At 38.0% G+C, this 23,183-nt stretch carries 19 protein-coding genes; 8 read left to right on the forward strand and 11 right to left on the reverse strand.

Annotated features, from left to right (window positions below; genetic code table 11):
• Window positions 1-493 precede the first annotated feature (493 nt).
• Window positions 494-1,681, forward strand: a complete 1,188-nt coding sequence (locus F6K15_RS08370; protein ID WP_293059651.1) for an FAD-binding oxidoreductase — start codon at window positions 494-496, stop codon at window positions 1,679-1,681.
• An 804-nt stretch (window positions 1,682-2,485) separates the two neighbouring features.
• Window positions 2,486-7,120: a HEAT repeat domain-containing protein gene (locus F6K15_RS08375; protein WP_293059654.1), complete on the forward strand. Its 4,635-nt coding sequence runs from the start codon at window positions 2,486-2,488 to the stop codon at window positions 7,118-7,120.
• Window positions 7,121-7,365: 245 nt separating this feature from the next.
• Here F6K15_RS08375 and F6K15_RS08380 read toward each other — a convergent pair whose 3' ends face one another.
• The 7 genes from F6K15_RS08380 to F6K15_RS08410 form a co-directional block, all read right to left on the reverse strand.
• The gene (locus F6K15_RS08380; RefSeq protein ID WP_293059657.1) at window positions 7,366-7,953 is read right to left on the reverse strand and encodes a hypothetical protein; all 588 of its coding nucleotides are present in this window, start codon (window positions 7,951-7,953) and stop codon (window positions 7,366-7,368) included.
• Between the two features lie 650 nt (window positions 7,954-8,603).
• Window positions 8,604-10,325 carry an ABC-F family ATP-binding cassette domain-containing protein gene (locus F6K15_RS08385; protein WP_293059660.1) on the reverse strand — a complete coding sequence of 574 codons (1,722 nt, stop codon included), beginning with the start codon at window positions 10,323-10,325 and terminating at the stop codon, window positions 8,604-8,606.
• A gap of 1,010 nt (window positions 10,326-11,335) precedes the next feature.
• Window positions 11,336-11,734 carry a response regulator gene (locus F6K15_RS08390; protein ID WP_293059663.1) on the reverse strand — a complete coding sequence of 133 codons (399 nt, stop codon included), beginning with the start codon at window positions 11,732-11,734 and terminating at the stop codon, window positions 11,336-11,338.
• Window positions 11,735-12,936: 1,202 nt separating this feature from the next.
• Window positions 12,937-13,575: a hypothetical protein gene (locus F6K15_RS08395; RefSeq protein ID WP_293059666.1), complete on the reverse strand. Its 639-nt coding sequence runs from the start codon at window positions 13,573-13,575 to the stop codon at window positions 12,937-12,939.
• Window positions 13,576-13,747: 172 nt separating this feature from the next.
• Window positions 13,748-14,206, reverse strand: coding sequence for an IS200/IS605 family accessory protein TnpB-related protein (locus F6K15_RS08400; protein WP_293059669.1), 459 nt, complete (start codon window positions 14,204-14,206; stop codon window positions 13,748-13,750).
• A 92-nt stretch (window positions 14,207-14,298) separates the two neighbouring features.
• Window positions 14,299-14,988 carry a hypothetical protein gene (locus F6K15_RS08405; protein ID WP_293059672.1) on the reverse strand — a complete coding sequence of 230 codons (690 nt, stop codon included), beginning with the start codon at window positions 14,986-14,988 and terminating at the stop codon, window positions 14,299-14,301.
• 274 nt (window positions 14,989-15,262) lie between these two features.
• The gene (locus tag F6K15_RS08410; RefSeq protein ID WP_293059675.1) at window positions 15,263-15,391 is read right to left on the reverse strand and encodes a hypothetical protein; all 129 of its coding nucleotides are present in this window, start codon (window positions 15,389-15,391) and stop codon (window positions 15,263-15,265) included.
• 374 nt (window positions 15,392-15,765) lie between these two features.
• Here F6K15_RS08410 and F6K15_RS08415 point away from each other — a divergent pair, with 374 nt between their 5' ends.
• Window positions 15,766-16,326 carry a VOC family protein gene (locus tag F6K15_RS08415; RefSeq protein WP_293059677.1) on the forward strand — a complete coding sequence of 187 codons (561 nt, stop codon included), beginning with the start codon at window positions 15,766-15,768 and terminating at the stop codon, window positions 16,324-16,326.
• Window positions 16,327-16,725: 399 nt separating this feature from the next.
• Here F6K15_RS08415 and F6K15_RS08420 read toward each other — a convergent pair whose 3' ends face one another.
• The 4 genes from F6K15_RS08420 to F6K15_RS08435 all read right to left on the reverse strand — a co-directional run bounded on the left by F6K15_RS08420 (window position 16,726) and on the right by F6K15_RS08435 (window position 20,021).
• On the reverse strand, window positions 16,726-17,700 hold the full coding sequence (locus F6K15_RS08420) for a pentapeptide repeat-containing protein (protein ID WP_293059680.1): 975 nt from the start codon (window positions 17,698-17,700) through the stop codon (window positions 16,726-16,728).
• Window positions 17,701-18,271: 571 nt separating this feature from the next.
• Entirely contained in the window at window positions 18,272-18,493 is a 222-nt protein-coding gene (locus F6K15_RS08425) for a hypothetical protein (RefSeq protein ID WP_293059683.1), read from the reverse strand.
• A 743-nt stretch (window positions 18,494-19,236) separates the two neighbouring features.
• Window positions 19,237-19,575: a hypothetical protein gene (locus tag F6K15_RS08430; protein ID WP_293059686.1), complete on the reverse strand. Its 339-nt coding sequence runs from the start codon at window positions 19,573-19,575 to the stop codon at window positions 19,237-19,239.
• 50 nt (window positions 19,576-19,625) lie between these two features.
• A complete protein-coding gene (locus F6K15_RS08435; protein ID WP_293059689.1) occupies window positions 19,626-20,021 on the reverse strand; it encodes a hypothetical protein in 396 nt (131 codons plus the stop codon).
• A gap of 100 nt (window positions 20,022-20,121) precedes the next feature.
• Here F6K15_RS08435 and F6K15_RS08440 point away from each other — a divergent pair, with 100 nt between their 5' ends.
• From F6K15_RS08440 to F6K15_RS08460, 5 genes are all read left to right on the forward strand, one after another.
• Window positions 20,122-20,346 (forward strand): hypothetical protein, encoded by a 225-nt coding sequence (locus F6K15_RS08440; RefSeq protein ID WP_293059692.1) that lies wholly within the window; start codon window positions 20,122-20,124, stop codon window positions 20,344-20,346.
• 397 nt (window positions 20,347-20,743) lie between these two features.
• Window positions 20,744-20,956, forward strand: coding sequence for a hypothetical protein (locus F6K15_RS08445; RefSeq protein WP_293059695.1), 213 nt, complete (start codon window positions 20,744-20,746; stop codon window positions 20,954-20,956).
• 84 nt (window positions 20,957-21,040) lie between these two features.
• Window positions 21,041-21,385: a hypothetical protein gene (locus F6K15_RS08450; RefSeq protein ID WP_293059698.1), complete on the forward strand. Its 345-nt coding sequence runs from the start codon at window positions 21,041-21,043 to the stop codon at window positions 21,383-21,385.
• Window positions 21,360-21,605, forward strand: coding sequence for a hypothetical protein (locus F6K15_RS08455; protein ID WP_293059701.1), 246 nt, complete (start codon window positions 21,360-21,362; stop codon window positions 21,603-21,605). The genes F6K15_RS08450 and F6K15_RS08455 overlap by 26 nt, the downstream gene beginning before the upstream one ends.
• 43 nt (window positions 21,606-21,648) lie before the next feature.
• Window positions 21,649-21,798, forward strand: coding sequence for a hypothetical protein (locus F6K15_RS08460; RefSeq protein ID WP_293059704.1), 150 nt, complete (start codon window positions 21,649-21,651; stop codon window positions 21,796-21,798).
• Window positions 21,799-23,183: the final 1,385 nt, after the last annotated feature.

Consider the following 23,183-nt stretch of genomic DNA (forward strand, 5'->3'; position numbering starts at 1 on the left):
GGGGTTAAACATGAGAGCCTAAAAACTGAAGCGCTGTTTGCGGAGCATTCCAGTACGGAAATGCTAAAAGCTAATAGCTAGTTAAAACCCTCAACCCAACCAGAAGTGTAGCGACGTTAACGAAGTCAGAAGTCCCCAAGTCAGAAGTCAGAAGTTATTTCTGTAAAAAGGCGGGGCTGCGCGACCCAATTATTTTGATAAATTTCAATATTGCTTGATGGGGTGCGCACTGCTTACCCTATCTTAATTTCTACTTTACCCATTCACTTCTTCCTTCTTTCTTTTTAAATTATAAATTTTTGGCATTGGTGATTTGAGGTATGATATCATGTTACACATAAGAGCGCAATCAAAAAACTTTCTCCTTCTATTCCTCTTTCTTCTTTACTTCCCTCCTGACTCAGTCCTCCTGACTTCCCCTCCACGGTCGGGGCCCGCAGGTGGGTTGACTCCTAAGTAATTAATATCATACACGCTATTCAGCAACGCTAATATGACTCATATCGTAATTATTGGATGTGGAATTATTGGGGCAGCGATCGCCTATCAACTGAGTAAAATTGAAGGGTTAAAAATTACGGTCTTGGACAAACAAGCACCTGCCCAAGGTTCTACTGGCGCTGCTTTGGGCGTATTGATGGGGGTAATTAGCCAAAAAGTTAAAGGCAGACCTTGGAAAATGAGGCGCATGAGTGTCCAGAGCTATCATAATTTAATTCCTGAGTTAGAAGCAAAAATAAATCGCCCTATTTCTCATAACCGTGATGGTATTTTGTGGTTGTGTTTGCCTGGGGATGACTTAGATAGATGGAAAAGATTGGTAGATATTCGGCAAGCAGATGGTTTACCATTGGAAATGTGGGATATTGCTCAATTGGGCGATCGCTCTCCTCAGATCGAGACATCTGAAGTTACAGCGGCTATTTATTCTCCTCAAGATTTACAAATTAACCCGGTGGAGCTTACTTTAGCTTTAGTAGAAGCTGCTCAACAAAATGGGGTAAATTTTCATTTTGGAGTGACAGTTGCAGAATATAATACTATAGCGTTACCAAATAATGAATATCGTTGTCAGCAAATACGGACAAAAAGTCTAGACGCAACTAAAAAAGCTCCTGTTTTGGCGGATGTAAATTGGTTAGTTGTGGCGGCGGGGTTGGGGTCGTTGCCATGTTTGCAAGGAATAAAAGATGGTAAGTTGAGGTCTCTACAACTGAAGCGTAAATCAAATCTTGACCGTAAATTTACTCTTGTACCCGTGTTGGGTCAAGCTCTACATCTGCAAGGGCGATCGCCTCTAGGAAATCTAGATTTTCGGCCAGTTATAACTGGGGATGATGTGCATATTGTACCAGTGGGTGAAAATGAGTATTGGGTGGGAGCAACGGTAGAATTTCCTGATGATGTGGGTGAGGTGGTAGCTGACTCTAGTTTATTGGATAGGGTGATGGAGAGAGCTATTAGTTTTTGCCCGAGTTTAGCAGATGCAACGGTATTAAGAAAATGGTCTGGTTTGCGGCCTCGTCCGGAAGGTCAACCAGCTCCTGCTGTTGGTTATTTGGAGGGGTTTAAAAATGTGTTGTTGGCAACGGGTCACTATCGGAATGGGGTGTTATTAGCTCCTGCGACGGCAGAAGCAGTGGAGAAAATGATTATTAACACGACTTACGCAAAATATTAGGTCATACACCATATGTAGGGGCGAATGGCATTCGCCCTCCCTACCTAGCATTCGCCCTCCCTACCTATATGTAGAACCTGCTTCATAAAACTGATACAAAGCGTCAAATAACGTGACAAATTGATGTGTACGGACGCCCTTATGCAACGTCTCTACCTGCTTCTTGTGAGGCCGTCGGCGGTTACTCATCCACAGGCATTGACGGGTCTTGCCCGACCGCATTTCTACATTCTATACTTACATTTAAGTCTTTGTCAATCAACATCAGAAAAAAGTCCTCAAACCCTTGCTGCGCCGTTTTAGCGTAGGGAGCGGGATTTCTTGTGAGGTCTATGTCTATATAGATAGACTGCCAGAAATGTTTAAGCAGCAATTAGTGCAGAAGATACAAAGCGTTACCATCGTTACTACTTGCGTGTGAGAACTAGCGTATTATATCGCGCTCCGTATCGCAAATTGTTAACTAAGTCGAAACTCTGCGTAATATCATGTCCGGATAATTAGTGACAAAAAAAACTTTCTCTCTTTAAACCTTTGTTTCCCTTCAGCATAGCTGCCTTCCTTCCTCCTAAATGTAACTATTCAAGCGGACATGATATAAGTCCTGATTATGTTAGGTAGAAAAGTTATAATCAGGCTCGTAGTTGGGCTAAAATCCTCATTTATACTGCTATAAATTCTTCCTAATTTTTTTATAATGAAACAGGACTTACGCAGCAAGGGCGAATGCCATTTGCCCCTACATATAGTCAATTTGCGTAAGTCCTAATGAAAGATAACTAACACATAAGAGATTGAATAATTATGCTTGAATTGTTAATTGCTTGGGGGGGTAGTGAAGCGGTTAAATTTATTGCTCAGGAAGTTATTGGAGAATTAGCTCAGGGTACTGCTGAAGACTATGTTAAAGACTTTTTTAAACAAGGTATTTCTGATGCTATTGGTGGGATAACAAATACAAAACTTTTACAAAAAGCTACGGCACAAGCTATTAAAGATTTTTTAGATTTGATACAGCAAGAGTTAGAAAATGCGGAATTGAGTGAAAGTGAGTTAAAGGAATATACTAAACCTTTAAAACAGTTTATTAAAAATAAGTCTGTTTTAGAAGTTCTGATTATGGATTTCGATAATGACCTAAAAATTTTAGATACTAATAAACTAGCTATTACTTGGAACGAAATTAATCCACTTTTACCAGATGATTTTGACTGGGAATTAGTTGCCAAGCAGTATCGGAGAAGGGTTAAAAAGATTATTCGAGAGTCTGATGAATTACGGGAAATATTAAATTCAGAAAATCTGGAGAAATTGGCAAATCAAAACACTGATATTAAACCAGATTTTGACTTAGAAAAATATCAGGAGGGAGTCCGAGAACAATATGGGAATCTGAAATTAGAAAGTTTAGATACGAGTGGTTATGCCTATAATCAATTGAAATTATGGCGAATGTTTATTCCTCAAAATGTCCGGGAATCTCAGGAGTTTTTGCCTCAAGTACATGAAATTCCTAAAGAATATCGGCAGCGATTAAAGGAGACTGGGCAGTTTGAGGAAAAACTTTCTCAAGAACAATTGGAAGGTCTCCGCAGGAGATATTTAGACCGTCCTATTCGCTCGGTTTTAGAATTAATAGAAAATAGCAATTATCAATATTTAGTTATTCTGGGTAACCCCGGTTCTGGCAAGTCTACTTTGTTACAATATATCGCTCTCCAATGGGCAGAATTATCTCGGAAAGATTTATATTTACAGCCAATTCCTATATTAATTGAACTACGGACTTATGTTCGGAACAATGATGCTAATAAATGCCAAAATTTTCTGGATTTTCTGGAAAAAGGTAGCGGCATAACTTGTCAATTACCTCAACAGGAACTCCATGCAAAATTACAAAATGGCGATGCTATTGTGATGTTTGATGGATTAGATGAAGTTTTCGACCCTGCTAAACGAGAGGAAATAATTACTGATATTCATCGGTTTACAAATGTCTATAAAAATGTGCGGGTTATTGTTACTTCGCGGGTAATTGGTTATAAGCCACAAAAACTCCGGGATGCTGAATTTAATCATTTTATGTTGCAAGATTTTTCAGCGGAACAAATTGAAGATTTTATTCAACGTTGGCATAATTTGACTTATATCGATGAGGGGGAAAGAGAGAGAAAAAGGGAACGATTGAAACGAGCAATTAAGGATTCTTCAGCTATTAAAGAATTGTCGGGAAATCCTCTGTTATTAACGATGATGGCTATTCTAAATCGGAATCAAGAATTGCCGAGAGATAAAGCCGAACTTTATAATCAAGCTTCGCGGGTTTTATTACATCAATGGGATATGGAGTTAAAAAAGTTAGTTGATGCTAAAATTGACCCGATAACTATTGACCCGATAACTATTGACTATAAAGATAAGCAGGCAATTTTGTGTCTGGTTGCTTTTTTTATGCAGAGAAATACTGTAGGGTTAGCTGGCAATTTGATTTTGGGAGATGATTTAGAAAGGATTATTTCGGAGTATCTAAAAAGTATAGAAATTAATGATGTGAGAAGTGTGGCTAAAGCGTTGATCGAACAGTTGCGGAGTCGGAATTTTGTTTTGTGTTTTGTTGGGGCTGAATATTATGCTTTTGTGCATCGGACTTTTTTGGAATATTTTTGTGCCAGGGAGTTTGTTTGGCAGTTTGAAAAAGAACAGAAAATTTCTAAAAAAGAGTTAATTGAGGAAGTTTTTGGTAAGCATTGGCGGGATGAAAAATGGCATGAAGTTTTGCGGTTAATTGCAGGAATGATAGATGCGAAGTTTGTGGGGGAAGTTATTAGTTATTTGATAGAGCAAGAGGGGGAAGAGGAAAAGTTTCTGAATTTATTTTTGGCTGGTAAGTGTTTGTTTGAAGTTAGGAGTCGTCATGGTATTGGTGATGTGGGGTCTCGCTTATTAAATAGGTTAAAAGATTTGACTGGGTATGACCTTGGTTATTCTTATAAATCTTATAGCGATGAAGCAAAGCTAGTTCGTGAAATTCGTACTCAAGCGGTGGAAGTGGTGGCTACAACTTGGAGGGATGAGCAAAAAACTTATACTTGGCTCAAACAAAGGGTAAACTCTGATAGTGACTCGTATGTAAGAGGTGAAGCGGTGCGACAAATAGCGACTGGTTGGAAAGGTAAACCGGGAATTTTAGAATTACTCAAACAAAGGGTAAACTCTGATGAACATCCGGATGTACGACGTGAAGCGGTGCAACAAATTGCTACTGGTTGGAAAGATGAGGAGGGAATTTTAGAATTACTCAAACAATGGGTAGTATCTGATGAACATCCGGATGTGCGACGTGAAGCGGTGCGACAAATTGCTACTGGTTGGAAAGATGAGGAGGGAATTTTAGAATTACTCAAACAATGGGTAGTATCTGATGAACATCCGGATGTACGACGTGAAGCGGTGAAACAAATAGCTACTGGTTGGAAAGATGAGGAGGGAATTTTAGAATTACTCAAACAATGGGTAAACTCTGATGAGAATGAGTTTGTGCGACTGGAAGCGCTACAACAAATAGCGACTGGTTGGAAACATGAGGAGGGAATTTTAGAATTACTCAAACAATGGGTAAACTCTGATGAGAATTGGCAAGTACGAGGTGAAGCGGTGAAACAAATAGCTACTGGTTGGAAAGGTAAACCCGGAATTTTAGAATTACTCAAACAATGGGTAGAGTCTGATGAGAATGAGTTTGTGCGACGTGAAGTGGTGACACAAATAGCTACTGGTTGGAAACATGAGGAGGGAATATTAGAATTACTCAAACAATGGGTAGTATCTGATGAACATCCAGATGTGCGACGTGAAGCGGTGCGACAAATTGCTACTGGTTGGAAAGATGAGGAGGGAATTTTAGAATTACTCAAACAATGGGTAGTATCTGATGAGAATGAGTTTGTGCGACTGGAAGCGCTACAACAAATAGCTACTGCTTGGAAAGGTAAACCCGGAATTTTAGAATTACTCAAACAAAGGGTAAACTCTGATGAAGATTCGGATGTGCGACGTGAAGCGGTGAAACAAATTGCTACTGGTTGGAAAGATGAGGAGGGAATTTTAGAATTACTCAAACAATGGGTAAACTCTGATGAAGATTCGGATGTGCGGCGTGAAGCGGTGAAACAAATAGCTACTGGTTGGAAAGGTAAACCGGGAATTTTAGAATTACTCAAACAATGGGTAGAGTATGATGAGAATTGGGATGTGCGAGGTGAAGCGGTGAAACAAATTGCTACTGCTTGGAAGCATGAGGAGGGAATATTAGAATTACTCAAACAATGGGTAAACTCTGATGAAGATTCGGATGTGCGACGTGAAGCGGTGGAACAAATAGCTACTGGTTGGAAACATGAGGAGGGAATTTTAGAATTACTCAAACAATGGGTAAACTCTGATGAGAATTGGCAAGTACGACGGGAAGCAGTGCGACAAATAGCTACTGGTTGGAAACATGAGGAGGGAATTTTAGAATTACTCAAACAAAGGGTAAACTCTGATGAAGATTCGGATGTGCGACTTGAAGCGGTGAAACAAATAGCTACTGGTTGGAAAAATCAACCCGGAATTTTAGAATTACTCAAACAAAGGGTAAAGTCTGATGAGAATTGGCAAGTACGACGGGAAGCAGTGCGACAAATAGCGACTGGTTGGAAAAATCAACCCGGAATTTTAGAATTACTCAAACAAAGGGTAAACTCTGATGAAGATTCGGATGTACGACTGGAAGCGGTGAAACAAATAGCTACTGGTTGGAAAAATCAACCCGGAATTTTAGAATTACTCAAACAAAGGGTAAACTCTGATGAAGATTCGGATGTACGACTGGAAGCGGTGAAACAAATAGCGACTGGTTGGAAAAATCAACCCGGAATTTTAGAATTACTCAAACAATGGGTAAAGTCTGATGAGAATTGGCAAGTACGAGGTGAAGCGGTGAAACAAATAGCGACTGGTTGGAAAAATCAACCCGGAATTTTAGAATTACTCAAACAAAGGGTAAACTCTGATGAAGATTCGGATGTGCGACTGGAAGCGGTGAAACAAATAGCGACTGGTTGGAAAAATCAACCCGGAATTTTAGAATTACTCAAACAAAAGGTAGAGTCTGATGAGAATTGGCAAGTACGAGGTGAAGCAGTGAAACAAATAGCGACTGGTTGGAAAAATCAACCCGGAATTTTAGAATTGTTTGATCACACAGTCCTCAATGACCCCTTTCAACGCGAACATGAATTTCAAACCAACCCTCGACAAATAGCGCTAGAAGCAATAGTCAAACAATATCCAGACCATCAGCAAACTCTCCCACTATTACAAGACAGAGCAGAAAATGACCCAGACGAAAAACTGCGGGAGTGGGCAAAAAAGAAATTGCAGCAATTAGAGACATAGTCCACGTCATTTCAGTTATCAGTTATCAGTTATCAGTTATCAGTACCTCTCTCTACCTGTTTGCGCAGCATTCCGTAGGAAAGTCAGAGACTTGAAATATTGAGCTTGATTTTCTCTTGGTTGATTGGATATGGCGAGGAAACCTCGCCATCCCACACTAATGTACTGTTTCAGTAATCCCCGTGTCTGGTGTGTCTCCGCGTCCCCGCGTCTATCGAGAATGAAACAGTCCTGCTTCTTCAATATCACCTTGCTCCTGCTTCTATAGCAGAATTAGCCATTTTTTTCAAAGTCTCCCCCTCAATTTCTGGACTTTGACCAACGCCTTTTAAAGATATACGATAGAATACTCCTTGATATTCCCATCCAATAATTGGAGGCGCACAAGATGCTCCACAAGTTAAAGGTCTAAAATATCCTTTAATGTCTTGTACTAAACTCAATTCTCGACTAAATTCATCATCTAAAGGTTTGCCTCCTTTTTCTCCACTCATATAACCAATGGAACAAGCATTAGCAGTACAATCTTTTTCAAAAGCTAAAGTTATTTCATAACTATTATTTGTGCCTTTCCCATCAACATAAATTTGATTATCCGTGCCTGTTATTAATAATTGACTCGGAAGTAAAATTGGCACTTTAGTTTGTTGTTTGATTTTCGGCAAAATCTCTGTTAATTCTGGCGCGACTGGTTGAGAGTTCTGTGTCAATAACTGACTTGTTACTGGATTAATTTGGTAATCTGATGGTCTAATAATAGGTTGTTTCCCACCCATAGATATTGTGAGGTAGGTCAACAAAATTATATTTTCAAAGTGAATAAGAATAGACATAGTTAAAAAGAAGGAAGAAGTAAGAAGGAAGAAAGAAAAAGATAGGGGGAAGAAGACTTTAGTTTTCTCGTGCTACATCCCTCGCCCCCGCGCATCCCCCAATTTTGGGGGACTAGAGCAAGCAAATTGGCTTTTGTTCCCCCCAAACTTGGCTTGCTCGGGGGGCAAAATTCAGTGTTAAAAAAGAAGGAAAAAGAGAGAGGGAAGAAGTAAGAAGGAAGAAGGAAAAAGAGAGAGGGAAGAAGACTTTAGTTTTCTAGTGCTACATCACTCGCCCCCGCGCATCCCCCAATTTTGGGGGACTAGAGCAAGCAAATTGGCTTTTGTTCCCCCCAAACTTGGCTTGCTCGGGGGGCAAAATTCAGTGTTAAAAAAGAAGGAAAAAGAGAGAGGGAAGAAGTAAGAAGGAAAAAAGAAAAAGATAGGGGGAAGAAGACTTTAGTTTTCTCGTGCTACATCCCTCGCCCCCGCGCATCCCCCAAAATTGGGGGACTAGAGCAAGTAAATTGACTCTTGTTCCCCCCAAACTTGGCTTGCTCGGGGGGCAAAATTCGGTACCCAACTATAGTAAAGTTGTGTTGGGTTTCCCTCCGTTCAACCCAACCTACTGGACTGACTAAATTCTAAATTCTAAATTCTAAATTCTAAATTCATGAATTACGTTTAGCTGCCGCTTTCTCCTTATCTTTCTGTTTTTTCTTAGCAGCTTTCTCAGCTTTCTTAGCAGCTTTTTCAGCCATAATCTTTGCCACCCTTTCTGCCTCTTTTTCCTCCTCAATCTTATCTAAATAATAATGATAATCTCCTAAATAAACTTGAAAATCACCATCACGAATTTCCACAATTTTATTTGCCACTTGAGAAATAAAATAACGGTCGTGAGAAACAATAACTACAGTTCCATCATAATTTTTCAAAGCCTCCTCCAACATTTCCTTTGCTGGAATATCCAAATGATTTGTAGGCTCATCAAGTAACATAAAATTACCTGGTTTAAGTAACATTTTTGCTAAAGCTAAACGTGCCTTTTCTCCCCCACTCAAAGCAGCTACTTTTTTAAATACCGTCTCACCACTAAATAAGAAATTACCAAGTAAAGTTCTTACCTCTTCATTTTTCCACTCTGGCACCTCATCATGGATAGTTTCCATCACATTTTTTGTCAGGTCTAAAGCTTCCGCTTGATTTTGCTCAAAATAACTAGGAATAACATTATGATTACCTAATTTAGCATTACCTTCTGTGGGTTCTTCCATTCCCATAATCATCCGCAAAATAGTAGATTTCCCACAACCATTCGGTCCTAAAAAAGCAATTCGGTCGCCTCTTTCTATCTCTAAATTTGCTCCTAAAAATAAAATTTTATCCCCATAAGTATGAACTAAGTCTTTAATTGTTACTACCTCTCTACCACTACGGGGTGCTGGAGGAAAACGGAAACTTAAACTTCTTAATCCTGCTACGGGTGCCTCTACAAGTTCTACTTTTTCTAATTGTTTTTCTCTACTTTTTGCCTGAGTACTCCGAGTAGCACTAGCGCGAAAACGTTCCACAAAAGCTTGTTGTTTTTCTATTTCTTTTTGTTGTCGTTCATAAGTACTCAGTTGTGCCGCTTGATTTTCTAACTTTTGTTGTAAATAAGCCGAATAATTACCCAAATAAGTATTAGAAACTCCTCGTTCTGTCTCCACAATTTGAGTGGAAAGACGGTCAAGAAATTCCCGGTCATGGGAAACTATCACCATGGGAGTAGTTAAATTTTTCAAATAATCTTCCAACCATTCAATTGTTTCTAAATCTAAGTGGTTCGTAGGTTCGTCCAATAACAATATATCTGGATTTTGTAAGAGAATTTTACCCAAACTCATACGCATTTGCCAACCACCACTAAAAGCACTAACCAAGCGATCGCCATCTTCCGGTTCAAATCCCATTTCCGGCAAAATTTTCTCAATTTCTGCATCTAGTCCATAACCATTTAAACCTTCAAATTGTCGTTGTAAACGGTCTAATTTATGTATCAATTTATCCAACTCTTCAACAGTAGCAGTTTCCATTTCTAACTGTACTTTTTGGATAGATTCATGGATTTCATTTGCCTCCTTAAATACCCTCCAAAATTCTTCTCTCACAGTACGGTTAGGGTCTACTTCAAACTCTTGATTTAAATAAGCAATTTCTAAACTAGCAGGACGAATAATTTCTCCAGAAGAAGGTTCTATTTCCCCAGTAATAATTTTTAATTGAGTAGATTTTCCTGCCCCATTTACACCCACTAACCCAATGCGATCGCCTGGTTTAACTTCCCAATTAACATCTTTAAGAACAACACCTGTAGGATAAATTTTACTTATATGTTCTAATCTCAGCATTTATAATTAGTCTCCAAGTTTAGGTTAAGAGCAAGTTATGTTTTTCATGGCCAAACTATTAATATTAGTTCTTATAGCAGAAGGAAGAAGGAAGAAGGAAAAGGGAAGAAGGAAAAATCTTCCGTTGTCTGAGTTTTCAGCTTTTGATATGTCCTAATCTTTCCTTCGACTGCTATAGATAATGTTTAAGCTTAACAATTTTTAATTATATTTTATACATCAATTCAGTTATAGCAATTCCCAAAAAGCGTGAGGTAAAAAATTCCTTTGCTTTAGGGAGTTGGTCATTTCAGTTATCAGTTATCATTTATCAGTTATCCAGAGTCATTTTATTCTAGATTTTGGCAATAAATTTATTTATTTTCAGACAGGAAAATATAAATTTCCTCAAGCTTGAAATAACGTGGCTTCCTCAATACATAAAATGGTACAGTTTTAGATGGAAACAGTCCTGTCAGTCATCAGTATGTTGAGAATATTTTAATTACCTATTTTGTAAGCATTCAGCTATTAGCACTCAGCTATCAGCAATGTGATTAATAGACATCTCCATAAGAGAGGGAACACCGGAGCTGGGCATAGGGAGAAATAATTGACAATTTATGGATAATAATTGATTTTATTTTGAATTTCCACGCCTATTTATAATCAATCATTTCTTCTAACAGCTGATAGTTGATAGCTGACCGCTGTTTGCGCAGCATTCCGGAGGAAATGCTTACTCTATTTTTTCATTTCTTGTTCTTCTCTTACTATAGATATAGTATTTCTCAGGTTAGTAAGGTACAGTTATCTTCGATAATTTTTATTCGTATTTCCCTACACATAACTTACCTAATTGGCAACAATCAAAATTTGTTGAAATATGAAGCACTTTCAGCGCTAGTGTTCTGTTGTCAAAAACCATATTATTTTTTACTTTCAACAAAATTAAAAACTATTATATTTTCTAGACAATAACAATATAATTTGTATACTCTTTTAACAAACTGTACCTATTTAATTCTCTCTTATAAACTCTTCCTAGCCTTATATAATTCCGCACATTCTTGAATGACACTTTTAAGTTCTGGAAGAGAACAAGGTTTAGTTACACATTTAAAAATATCAGCCTCTTTGATCTGATCAAAATCACAATTTATTTGTTCTTCAGCATAACCACTTAACAAAATACGAATAGTATCAGGAAAGCTCTGTCTTGTTTTTCTCAGAAATTGAATACCTGTCATATCTGGCATACTTTGGTCAGAAATAATAATAGCCATTTCCCCTTCAGTGTCGATAATTTCCATCGCTACAGTAGCACTTTCTGCCTTAATAACTTTAAATTCACGTCTAAAAGTCCGATAAAGTAAATCCAAATTATTAGGTTCGTCATCAACAACCATTAATTTAAGTTTTTCTGACATTGTTAAATTTCTAGCAATTTCTCTCTAAAGAACAAGTTTTAACAAAATTGGTTATGTACAAATTTTTAGTACCCATGCATAATTATCATATAGCAATTCTCAATATTTGTAGGGAACAGAAAAGAAGAACAACAAGTTTACCTGATGACTCCGAGAAACACTTGACTTGATAGAGTAACTAAATGTGTTTTTTTATACATAAAACTAGATTTTATCTCAACGTTGGTTGAAGACCCGCGCTCTCCCGAAGGGGAGCGTCGCATGGGAAAACCAATCAATTTTGCGGCGCATGTCAATAGTGTGTTAGACTTAGAAATATGGCTGCTGGGCTAGCAGTGTCAGTCTGTGGAGCGACTGTAAGACCGAAAAGAGGCTCGACCTTGGAGGCTGGTGCATTGTTAGCGCAGCTCCTCTGCAAGAGGCAGCAGAAAGGCCTAATCAGCGATGGTTAGGAATCCCGCGCTGTACCGTCAGGTCAGCGTCGGGAGGATGTCAAACGGTATGCCACTATGCAAATAGAAAGAATGTACTGCTATACTTATACATTTTTGAGCAGTAAAATCTATATATAGTGTAGTACTATAGTTTTTAACCCATTTATATAGTGTTTTTGCCGAAATATTCTTCGGGCGTGGACAACTCAAAAGCTGAAAATTCAGACAATGCCAGATTTTGTCTTCTCTCCTAGATCAGTAAACCCCTTGTTCCTTCTGTGATAAATTATTTGAGCAGTAAACTCTAGATATAGTGTGGCACTATAGTTTTTAACCCATTTATATAGTGTTTTTGCCGAAATATTCTTCGGGCGCGGACAACTCAAAAGCTGAAAACTCAGGCAATGCCAGATTTTGTCTTCTCTCCTAGATCAGTAAACCCCTTGTTCCTTCTGTGATAAATTATTTGAGCAGTAAACTCTAGATATAGTGTGGCACTATAGTTTTCAACAACTCAAAAGCTGAAAACTCAGGCAATGCCAGATTTTGTCTTCTCTCCTAGATCAGTAAACCCCTTGTTCCTTCTGTGATAAATTATTTGAGCAGTAAACTCTAGATATAGTGTAGTACTATAGTTTTTAACCCATTTATATAGTGTTTTTGCCGAAATATTCTTCGGGCGCGGACAACTCAAAAGCTGAAAATTCAGACAATGCCAGATTTTTCCTTCTTCCTCCTTCCTCCTTCCTTCTTCCTTCTGCTATAAACTTATTCTTGAGCTTTCTGAGAATGTTCCCGACCAGAAACATTTTGCATAGCCTCCAAAGCTGCTCGAGAACCTGCCAAAATATCTCGTTCTTCCCCTCCCAAATAAAGCCTGCCAAAACTACCCACCGCTTGAATTTGCAAAATATTAATTAGAGCAGCTTTCTCCGCTTCATTGGCAGCTAAAGCAGCATAAGCAGCAGGTTGTACTTCCAATACATAGAGAGTTTGTCCACCCAAAAGCATTTGGCCCCGACGATTACGATTAATCAATTGTGCTTGGTGGGAATCAATATTTCGGATCACCTGACTAGAGACAATACGAGGTTTGAGGCGATCGCGTTCCGCCACCCCCAAAGCTTGTAAAATAGCCTTTCCTGCAGCTTTCGTATCTCCCTGACGACTGGAATGAATTTCTAGCAAACCATAAAGTCGTTCCACAAACTGTACCCCAGGCCGAACAGAATTAGACTTGAGGGCCACATCAGTAATCCGATTAATTTCAATACCTGGCGAAATCTCCACCCACAGAGAGGTATCCCCAGGTAGGGGCAAGAAGCCAAGGGCTACTGTACCGATATAAGCGGCGTGTTGAGGTTGCAAATTATCTATGTATACATAGCTGCGCAGTTCTATACCCAAGACTTAAATCTCCGTGTCATGTGGAAAAATATTAATCGTAGCTATTATATGACAACAAATAGTTCGTAAAAATATAGTCAAATATGACATATCCTTATTTTGCAGGTGTTACTCTGACTGGGTGTTAGCGCAGCTCCTCCGGAGGAGGCACTACAACACCACGCCAGTTGCTTCAAGTCGGGAAACCCGCCCAAAGCACTGGCTTCTCTATCCCATGGTCAAAGACATTTGGGACTGCTTTTTTCATTATGTTTAGAGAACCGTTGACATCAGCATTAATCAATCCAATGCTTGTGGTACAATACAAACCTCTTTTTATTCTTTTTCCAGAAAAAGTGACATGATTTTTCTCACCTTTCTTGTAAATAGGAATCAAATCATTATCTATAAAACTCGCTTTTGAGGTATAAGACTCTTCTGTAATAATTACATTTATCCCTACCATCTTGGCTTTATAAGATAACATTTCTATTAACTTGTTATAGGGAACACAGACAAAATTTTGATTGTTTCTTTTCCCTAGATTTATCTTCTGTTTCCACTCTTCATTGTGCCCTATTATCAATGTTCCTATTTTCTGATTAATTAGAGTATCAATAATTAAACGGGATGCAATACGCAAGATAATCATTGATTTTAAATTCTCTTTTATTACAAAGTTTTTTCAGCTTCTTACTTGATTGATTTTCCCGGAGTTTAGACTGTAGGAAGCTTTTGACTTTATTATAGTATTGATTGATAGATTTTAACGGTCTGCCATTTATCACTCTTTGGTTTGATTCCGGCGCTTATTAAAAGTTTCGGCTGTCGCCGACATGAAAATGTAGCTAGATTGTTTAATCCTATATCAATACTTGCGCAACGATTTTTTTCTAGCTCGTATTGTTTTTCGCATTTCTCATAAATCACCTCTATTACATAATGGTTAAGTTTAGGGACTAGACGAACTTGTTTAATTTGTGAAGTAGGTACTAATGTTTTTAGATAAATTCCTGTCTTACTAGGATTAATAATTCCTTGTTTTAATTGCCTCTTGCTGATAGCTTGTGTCGTATAAACTACAATATTTCTTCCCGTTATTTTATTTTTATATCCAGGAAGGCGAGGACGAGCATTAAACTTTGATGGGTTCTTTAGATAAACTTCGCTTGCTGCTAAAAAACTCTTCCAGTTTCTATCTAGTATCATCAATATTTGTTGAGATACTTTAGCTGGTATTGCTTGATAATCTGATTGAGTAGAGAGTGTTTTTTGCAGGTCGTAATAGTGACGATAATTATTTTCAAAGATGAAAGATTGACGAACTAAATAATTAGCATAGTTATAGAGATTTTTAGACAAGAAACACAGTCGGTCAATTTCAGGATAAAACCGATGATTTTTTTGAATAATATGTCTCTCAACTAATCTCATAAATCAAGGGGTTAAAATTATATTAGGATTCGAGGACGCGCGGAATTTTGATGATTATTTAGTCTGGAACTAAGCGTGCTAATTTCATTATACTATTAAACAGATGGCCTTTGAGTTATTAAATTTTGTCAAATATTTAGTAACTCTTTTGCACAAATCAACGAAGATATTTGACATTATTTGACTATATATGACTATATTTACGTATAACTTTTATTATACACGGAGGGGTCAGAAGTCAAAAGGCAAAATACAAAAAGCAAAAGTCAGTAAATCACATGATAGTGGCGTGACACAAGATTTTTCTCCCCATCTCTCTATCCCCCCATATCCCCACACTCCCCAACTCGCCAACTCCCCACACTTGCCATGTCTCTATCCCCCCATCTCCCCATCTCCCCATCTCCCCCTACATATAGGGTTAGAGCCGAAGACTCGCGTAAGTCAAAAAAATTTTTTTTGTCATAAAGTCATAAAATAGAACCTTGAAGCGTCCTATATATTAGGAAGCAATTTTTGTTTAGCTTCTGATGATGATAGAGACCCGCCCCTCTGGGCCAATAGTTGGATTCGTGAAGTATAGTCCCTGTCAGTTCTGAGTCTCGTAATGCTAAGGGGCTTGATATGGCCTTGGGTCGCGTTCCTCAAACCACGGCCTCGAGCGTGGGTTCGAGCTAAAAGCTCGTTACCTGTTCCTGCCTTCGAGCCGATGGGAATCTGACTATTGTCTATGAGGTGTTAGTGGGATGATCAACCCTTGTACATATAGGAAATTTAATGAAAACCGCGATTAAGTTCTTTCAAACTCTAGCGATCGCTTTAGCGATATCAGTTGCTTTCTTAAGCATTCCTGGGACAACCTCCCCAGCTGCAGCCTATAATTGTCAATACCTGCCCTATGGACCTCGTACCTCTGGCGTAGTGACCAGGGTCAACGTGGAAGATTTCGAGGCTAGCAAGGAATTTTATGGGGACGTTCTGGGGATGACCTGCATTTTAAATTTTGACGGCCCCTATTGGGCAGAGTTCTACAATTCTGTGGACCCTCGAGCACAAGCAAGCATAGGGCTCAGCAACCAGTTCGGAAGCCCTGAAAAAAGGTACGTTACGTCAGTGATTGTGCCCGATCTCGCTTCTGCTTGTGAAAATCCTGGTACCTTCATAACGTCAGCCGAATATGCTGGCCAGGGCGTATGTCTAGCTTTCTTCAATGACCTAAGTGGAAATGAGTTGGCTTATCGTCAGGAGAACTGGGGTATCTTGGATGCAGAGAATCCGGATGAAGAACCCGCAATCGCAGAAGAATGTCTTGAGATAATCGAAGAGTTCTGCCAGTAAATGGTTGCCAAGAATAGCTGTAACCGTTTGCTTGTCTGCGGTTAGCTGTATATCATCTATCTAAAAAACGCTATAAACAACCTCCTTCTTAGCTATGGACTGGTGGCGGGATGAACTCCTGACTGACCAACATTGGCAGGTTGCTTAAGTGTAGAGTTAGTAAAGATCCCGCCCTAGCTTTGGGTGGGATTCTGCTTTCTGGAGGTTAAGAAAATTGTAGGGTGCTTTAGACGGCTTAAATTCAGACTATGAAAGATATTTAACAATCCGTTGTAACGCAACGTTTTAGTTGTGTCGATCTACTACTTTTTTGAGACTAACAATCAGCAGATGATAAACGGTGCCTTAGCAAAGCGTAACGCATCCATCTCCCCATCTCCCCATCTGGCCATCTCCCATCTACGGTAATTTACAGCCTTCTAAATTAGCATTTTCCAGATTAGTATTCTCAAGGTTAGTACTTTCTAAATTAGCATCCTGAAGATTTGCAGATTCTAGATTAGCATTACTCAGGTCAGCACCAAAAAAATTCGCTCTAGTCAAATTAGCATCCCATAATTCTGCATATTTCAAGTTAGCGTTTTTCAGGTCAGCTTCTTGAAGATTAGCACCACTTAAATTAGTATCTTTCAGGTTAGCTTCCTGTAAATTTACCCTGTTCAAATTAATGTTACTTAGATTAGCATTTTTGAGAATAATATTCCTCAAATTTGCATGAAAACAATCAGCACTTTTCAGGTTGGCATAACTTAAATTAGCCTGACTCAAGTTAGCATTTTGTAAATTAACATGACTGAAGTTTATATTTACTAAATACATTCCATTTAAGTCAACATTACTGAGATTAGCTCCCCACATAAAAGCATGAGTAAAATCAACTCCTTTTAAACAAGCATAACTAAAATTACAACAACTCAAATAAGCATCTGTTAGATTAGCATTTTGCAAATTAGCATTACTTAAATTTGTATTTCTTAAGTTAGCATTTTTGAGGTTAGCTGAACTTAAATTAATCCTACTCAAATCAACATCTATTAATTCAGCATCACACAGATTAGCCCTAATAAATTTTCTATGACCATTTACATATAATTCTAAAAGTCTACCTGCTTGCCATTGATATTCTGATAATGCTTGTATAACTTGAGGCTCTTCTATTTCCTGCAAAATAGCATAAGCTTTCCATTGTATTTCTGGTGAATTATCTTGTAATGCCTTAATTATTAAGTCTAGGCTAATTTTTTGCGCTTCTATTGCTGCAGATAATTTAGCGATGTTATTGTCTAACAGTAATTGTTTAACATATTCAGTGTCTAATGTTAATTTATTTGCTAAACCAGTATCTAAATAAATTTGATTAGGATTATTGCTCATAATCGAGTAAGAAGGAAGAGGGAAGAAGGGAAAAGGAAAAAGGAAAAGGTAGAAGGGAAAAGGAAAAAGGAAAAGATAGAGGGGAAGAGGAAAAAATCTAGTGTTTTCCGAGTTTTAAGCTTTGTTTTTATATATCAAATGTAGTCATGCCAAATACTTTCTTCATATCAGTTTGTAAGATAAAGTCTCATTAATTAGCCAAGGGTAAAAATGTTTTATCAGATAAAATTTTCCCTGTTCCCTGTTCCCTGTTCCCTATTCCCTGTTACTGAATAATTAAGGTAAAAATCCTCTCCTTTAAAGGATAAACAAGCAGTCGTTCTATCTTCGCAGCTTCCCGTAGGGTGGGATGGCGCAATTCGGAGCGGCTCTGTCAAGAGCGGGTCTCGTCGCTGGCCTACCATCGACCAAGAGAAGAAAAAATTTTCCTGTCTCGTCAATCCTCTTCTTTTCAAGGAGAGGTAATTATTAATAATTAATAATTAATAATTAATTGTTGAAATTAACCTACTTTTCTTGACTGAAAATCAAGAAAAATTAGCAGCTTATGTCAAACTTAAAGAAAGTAAAATTATTTTCTAGATATTAGCGATTGTAACCACTTTGCCGACTTGAAATTATCTGAAATTATCTTCTTTTCTACTTTTTTATTTAAACGATAGCCATCTAATTTTTTTACTAGGGAAATGTTCATCTTAGAAACTTTTTTTGCGGTTTTTTTCAAAGTTTTCAATAAATCTTTTTCTTTCACAGGTCTTAAATATTTCTTAGATAAATCTTTTTCTAAACTCATTGCTTGACTTGAACTCTACAAAATCTATTTTAGCTCTAACTTATAGAACCCCCGATCGTATCTTCATAAATACGCACGTTTTTTTAGCGAGGAGACAGGAGACAACCCACCCCTAACCCCTCCCAGGAGGGGAAGACAGGAGACAGGAGACAACCCACCCCTAACCCCTCCCAGGAGGGGAAGAGGGAAGATGTGGGGAGAAATAATACAAAAAACACTCCTTCAGATGATTTTCGGTCAAAATTGATGCGCGAAAAGACTTGACTACCATAATTATATAGATATCATCAGGGTTCTATAGAAGAAGGAAGAAGGAAGAAAGGAAGAAAAAGGAAGAAGGAAGAAGGAAGAAAGGAAGGAGGAAAAGGGAAAAATCTGGCGTTGTCTGAGTTTTAAGCTTTTGATATGTCAAATATAGCTCACGGGGTGACAAGGTAGCTGAAAGCTATATATAGAGATGGACTTATCGAATAAGCTGAAGAATACTTCAACTAAAAGAGAACTATTATTGAGAATAGATAGGGGTGTGGTGCGATCGTCACACCCTCTACCTGTATTGAACAATAGTTCAAACCAGCCTCTAAAATAAAATTATCAAAAAACTCACTTTTATCAATTTTAGTTGCTCAGAAATAATTAAATATTAAGTAGTTTATTCATGGCTTTAATTCCATTTATGTAACATGGTAATTTATGACAATTAAACTTCATTAGTAATTAAGCATTTCTGCCCAATTCTTCAATCATAAATCTATATCTTCTGAAGATAAACTTTTCCAGAAATCCTCGCTATAAAATTTTCTATTTCCTACTTTTAAATAATCAGGAATTAATCTCTTGTAAACAACTGTGTTTTGGAGTTTTTTAATAGTTTCAATTTCTTGACAGCCATGAAGAGGATACCCACAACTAAAAAAGATAATATCAACTCCTTGAAAATGCTGAAACATTCTTTTAAGGCTAACATCATTGACGGGTAAATCAGGGAAGCTGGCTTTAGCAACTTCTTGATTATAAATAGATTTACCGACGTGTCCGTCTCCTACAAAACAGCAGTTTCCCTGTATATTAATCGTCTTCATAACGGCTAAGTTTGTTATTAGTTAATTGTTCGATTAAATTTGGCTTTTCATCATTGTATACTTCTGCGGAGTAAGGTTGTGAATAGCCCTGCATAAACTTGGGCAACAAAACATTTAAAGGGTCGGTAGTATTCAGCTCTTTCTCTTTCGCTTTTTAGGAGGATATTTTTGTTAGGTTGAGTGATGGGGATGATATTTCGTAGTAGGTCTGCTAGTTTAGATTCTAGGACTCTTTCTCTTTCTAAAAAGCGGTATAGTTGGTCGTCTACTTCTTCTCCTGTACCGAGTTTTGTGCGAGATTTTTTTAGTTTTTCTTTGTGTAGTTTTAGGTGGGTTTTTAACTTTAATACCCTACTTGCTGATAGGGAGATTTGCTCTGAGATGGGTAAAGTAAGGTTAATTATGATACAACCACGGACAGTTCTGCAATAACGGAAGTTTTTCATCCAGGAGGGGGTATCTCCCCTGGAGATAAAGGGCAAGTACGGCGACCTCCGACTTAAGGCCACTGGGGAGAAAGCTTACTCTGAATATACCTATGAGAGATTGCCCATCATTCAGGCGATCGCACAAGTGGAAAGGCCACAGCCACAGCCACAATCAAAACCACAACCAAGGCCAAAATTACCAGCGACGGTCAATATTGCTTCAGTTTTGGCCAAGTTAGCAGAAAGTTCCAGCACTTTAGACTTGGTTGGTGATGGAAATATTCCAGCATTGGCTCAAAATTCTGGAAGGGTGCTGCGTGAAGAATTGATGGTTGGTTGGTGAGTAGAAAGTCTTCAGCACCGAAGACTTAGACCTATGTATTGTTAAATGTATAGATGGCCTTCCACTTCCAGCACTCCAGAACGAAGGGTGTTGGTAGTTAGTCCTATACTGATAGTTAGCAAATTGGCCTTTAGCAAATATTGCGACCGCGACAATTTTGTGAGTATTTGCAGGGAGCGATCGCCTCCTGGGTAGTTTCCCCCAAACAGTTAAACGTTTTTAATTAATTACCATCAGCCGTCATTGTTTGAGGATTAACGATTGTAGATTAATTATTGAATTAAACTTTTGATTGCCAGATGTAGACGATTTTGTTGAAGGTAGAATCTTGGAGTGTCAAGATATTTTTAACTTTTCAATTAGGTTTGACAGAATTATTGAGGGTGAGTAATTGAATATGGCTACTGAAACAGGCTTGACAACAATAAAATCTCCTGAAAATTGGGAAGTTGTGAATTTATTTAATGTCAATGGAACAAACTTTTTAAGGTTTAGGAAAACACAATTAACCTACAGTACTTATTTTTGCTTAAAAGTAGATTCTCTCAAAATTGAACTATCACGTTTTCGGGTGCTTCCTGAGCTATTGATGCTAGTTTTAAACAACTAAAACCCAAGATAAACAGAACCTTGAAAATTTAATATGAGAATAATTGGTGGGGATGTTTGTAAAAGTTCTCTGGTCTGTTGGGAATTGGTGGAACAACCAGGAAAACTCAAGCAAATATTTAGTAATGAAAAACGTAAATTTTCCAAATCTAAACCAGACCCCTTGACTTTTCATGCCAATAAATTAAGTTTAGCTGATTTTGAAGCTTATTTGCTTGGCAATCACGAATTAGCTAAGGCAAGAATTAAAGCTGATTGTTTGGTGTTGGAACTTACCGAAAAATTGTGGTTTAAAGCCTCCCCTTTTAAGGGGATAATAAAGAAAAATTTTCATCTCTTTGTCAATCCTCTTCTTTCAAGGAGAGGTAATTATTCATTATTCATTATTCATTATTCATTATTCATTGTTGAAGGGAATTCATTATGCTAAAGTTTGGGCAATTGTTGCTGAGTATGTAGGGGTTGAAGTTAGATGGGTAGGTTATCAGGAAAGGGTTTTTACCCGACGGTCTGAGCGTTTGCCTAACAAGAATGACCAAGCTGATGCGCTAGCTTTAGCTGCTTACACCTGGAAACATTGGGAACAACCAGAATATTTTTTAGACTTCCAGCCCGACCCCATTACTACGTTCGGCACTTTTACAAATTAAGGCTGTCAAGTTAGCCACAGTCCAAAGCAAAGATGCTCTGATTTTGACTGCTCAGTCTGGAGTTAATGTAGATTTACCAAGTGCTGGAACATCTCAAAAAGCTCATGGTGTCAAAACCTTAATTGCCTTTAAAGTAATTCGCCTTGCCCTTAGAAGATTATGGCCAATGCTCAAAAAGGCCAATTGTACTTAAAAGGCGATAAGTATAATTGTCCCGAAAAGTTTAGGAGATAAGTATAATTTTGTCTCCTTTTCTTCCCAGAGTGAAGCTAATAATTCTCAGACAGAAGAACAAAGAGTTGGAAAGCGTATTTTTCAATATTTATTTGGTTAATTGAGTTGTCAATTTTTATAGTTTGAGTTATTATTAAATTGGAGTACAAATTTAATCTCAAACTTTAATTTAAACCGTAGAAATATTCTAGTGTCAGTTCGATTCTGACCTTCGTTTTATCGGCGAAGTAGCCCAAATAGGTAGAGGCAATATTTTGTACATTTTCAAGATTAAGCTATTACTCCAAGCTGAATATTCATCACTGTCGCGAGAACGAATTTCGAGGAAAAGTATCATTGAAATGCCTGCTCGCATCCGACTCCTTGCTCTAATTTGATAATTAGTATGCAAGGATAGTTTAACTGGTAAAACCCAATGATGAAAGATTAAAACCGAGAATTAGATGGGATCGCCTGTGCAATTGAGTGATAAAATGAAGCCCTAAGTAAGGACAGAACTTAGGGCTTCACCTTTTGGTACCAGAAGGAAGAAACAAGAAGGTTTAAAGCTGAAAAAACTTAAATTTCCTGTAGATATTTACTCTTGGGTTTACACAAACGATACCAGTGGACATAATATGATATCAGTTCCGGTAGCATCGGTTTTTGATACCAGAAGGAAGAAGGAAGAAACAAGAAGGAAGAAACAAGAAGGTTTAAAGCTGAAAAAAACTTAAATTTCCTGTAGATATTTACTCTTGGGTTTACACAAACGATACCAGCGGACATAATATGATATCAGTTCCGGTAGCATCTAGCATCGGTGTAATTAGATTCATAGGGTTAGGGTGGGGACCCACCCCTCGCCCCTCCCCCTCCCTGGAGGGGAAGGTGGGAAGTGTGGGGAGTGTGGGAAAAAATCAAAAAATATATAGCAATGTGCAATGTGCGCTGGCTTATGTACAAATTGCAGGAGGTGTCTAATAGCTAAAAGTCTTATATGATCAGCAATTTATTCCCCCTTCCGGAGCTGTTGCTTTCCGGAGCTGTTGCCTGCGCGTAGCGCTATATATCTTCACCATTACGCGACTAGGACTAACGATGTGGCAATGACGCTGAGGGTGGAACATTTTTTTATACCAATATCTAAATTTAAGGGTTCAAAAAAATGAGCTTCATATAATGTCTATTTGATTTGGTATAAAAAACTTTCTTTTCCTCTTCCTTCTTCTTCCCTCCTGACCAAAAAATCAGGTCTCAAGCCTCCCCTTTCAAGGGGATGAAAAAAAATAAACTTCAATATTTCAAGCCTCTGACTTTAGGCAGAGGTACTGATAACTGATAACTGATAACTGATAACTGAAA

This window comes from Okeania sp. SIO2B3 (genome assembly GCF_010672525.1).
Taxonomy (GTDB): Bacteria; Cyanobacteriota; Cyanobacteriia; order Cyanobacteriales; family Microcoleaceae; genus Okeania.

What these genes read in the sequence shown, in the direction of transcription:
- F6K15_RS08430 (WP_293059686.1), bottom strand. Translation starts at nt 19,575, where the DNA reads ATGAAGACGATTAATATACAGGGAAACTGCTGTTTTGTAGGAGACGGA.
- F6K15_RS08445 (WP_293059695.1), top strand. Translation starts at nt 20,744, where the DNA reads ATGGCTACTGAAACAGGCTTGACAACAATAAAATCTCCTGAAAATTGG.
- F6K15_RS08425 (WP_293059683.1), bottom strand. Translation starts at nt 18,493, where the DNA reads ATGAGTTTAGAAAAAGATTTATCTAAGAAATATTTAAGACCTGTGAAA.
- F6K15_RS08370 (WP_293059651.1), top strand. Translation starts at nt 494, where the DNA reads ATGACTCATATCGTAATTATTGGATGTGGAATTATTGGGGCAGCGATC.
- F6K15_RS08385 (WP_293059660.1), bottom strand. Translation starts at nt 10,325, where the DNA reads ATGCTGAGATTAGAACATATAAGTAAAATTTATCCTACAGGTGTTGTT.
- F6K15_RS08420 (WP_293059680.1), bottom strand. Translation starts at nt 17,700, where the DNA reads ATGAGCAATAATCCTAATCAAATTTATTTAGATACTGGTTTAGCAAAT.
- F6K15_RS08410 (WP_293059675.1), bottom strand. Translation starts at nt 15,391, where the DNA reads ATGGGGAGATGGGGAGATGGGGGGATAGAGACATGGCAAGTGTGGGGA.
- F6K15_RS08375 (WP_293059654.1), top strand. Translation starts at nt 2,486, where the DNA reads ATGCTTGAATTGTTAATTGCTTGGGGGGGTAGTGAAGCGGTTAAATTT.
- F6K15_RS08405 (WP_293059672.1), bottom strand. Translation starts at nt 14,988, where the DNA reads ATGAGATTAGTTGAGAGACATATTATTCAAAAAAATCATCGGTTTTAT.
- F6K15_RS08380 (WP_293059657.1), bottom strand. Translation starts at nt 7,953, where the DNA reads ATGTCTATTCTTATTCACTTTGAAAATATAATTTTGTTGACCTACCTC.
- F6K15_RS08415 (WP_293059677.1), top strand. Translation starts at nt 15,766, where the DNA reads ATGAAAACCGCGATTAAGTTCTTTCAAACTCTAGCGATCGCTTTAGCG.
- F6K15_RS08400 (WP_293059669.1), bottom strand. Translation starts at nt 14,206, where the DNA reads ATGATTATCTTGCGTATTGCATCCCGTTTAATTATTGATACTCTAATT.
- F6K15_RS08435 (WP_293059689.1), bottom strand. Translation starts at nt 20,021, where the DNA reads ATGAAAAACTTCCGTTATTGCAGAACTGTCCGTGGTTGTATCATAATT.
- F6K15_RS08390 (WP_293059663.1), bottom strand. Translation starts at nt 11,734, where the DNA reads ATGTCAGAAAAACTTAAATTAATGGTTGTTGATGACGAACCTAATAAT.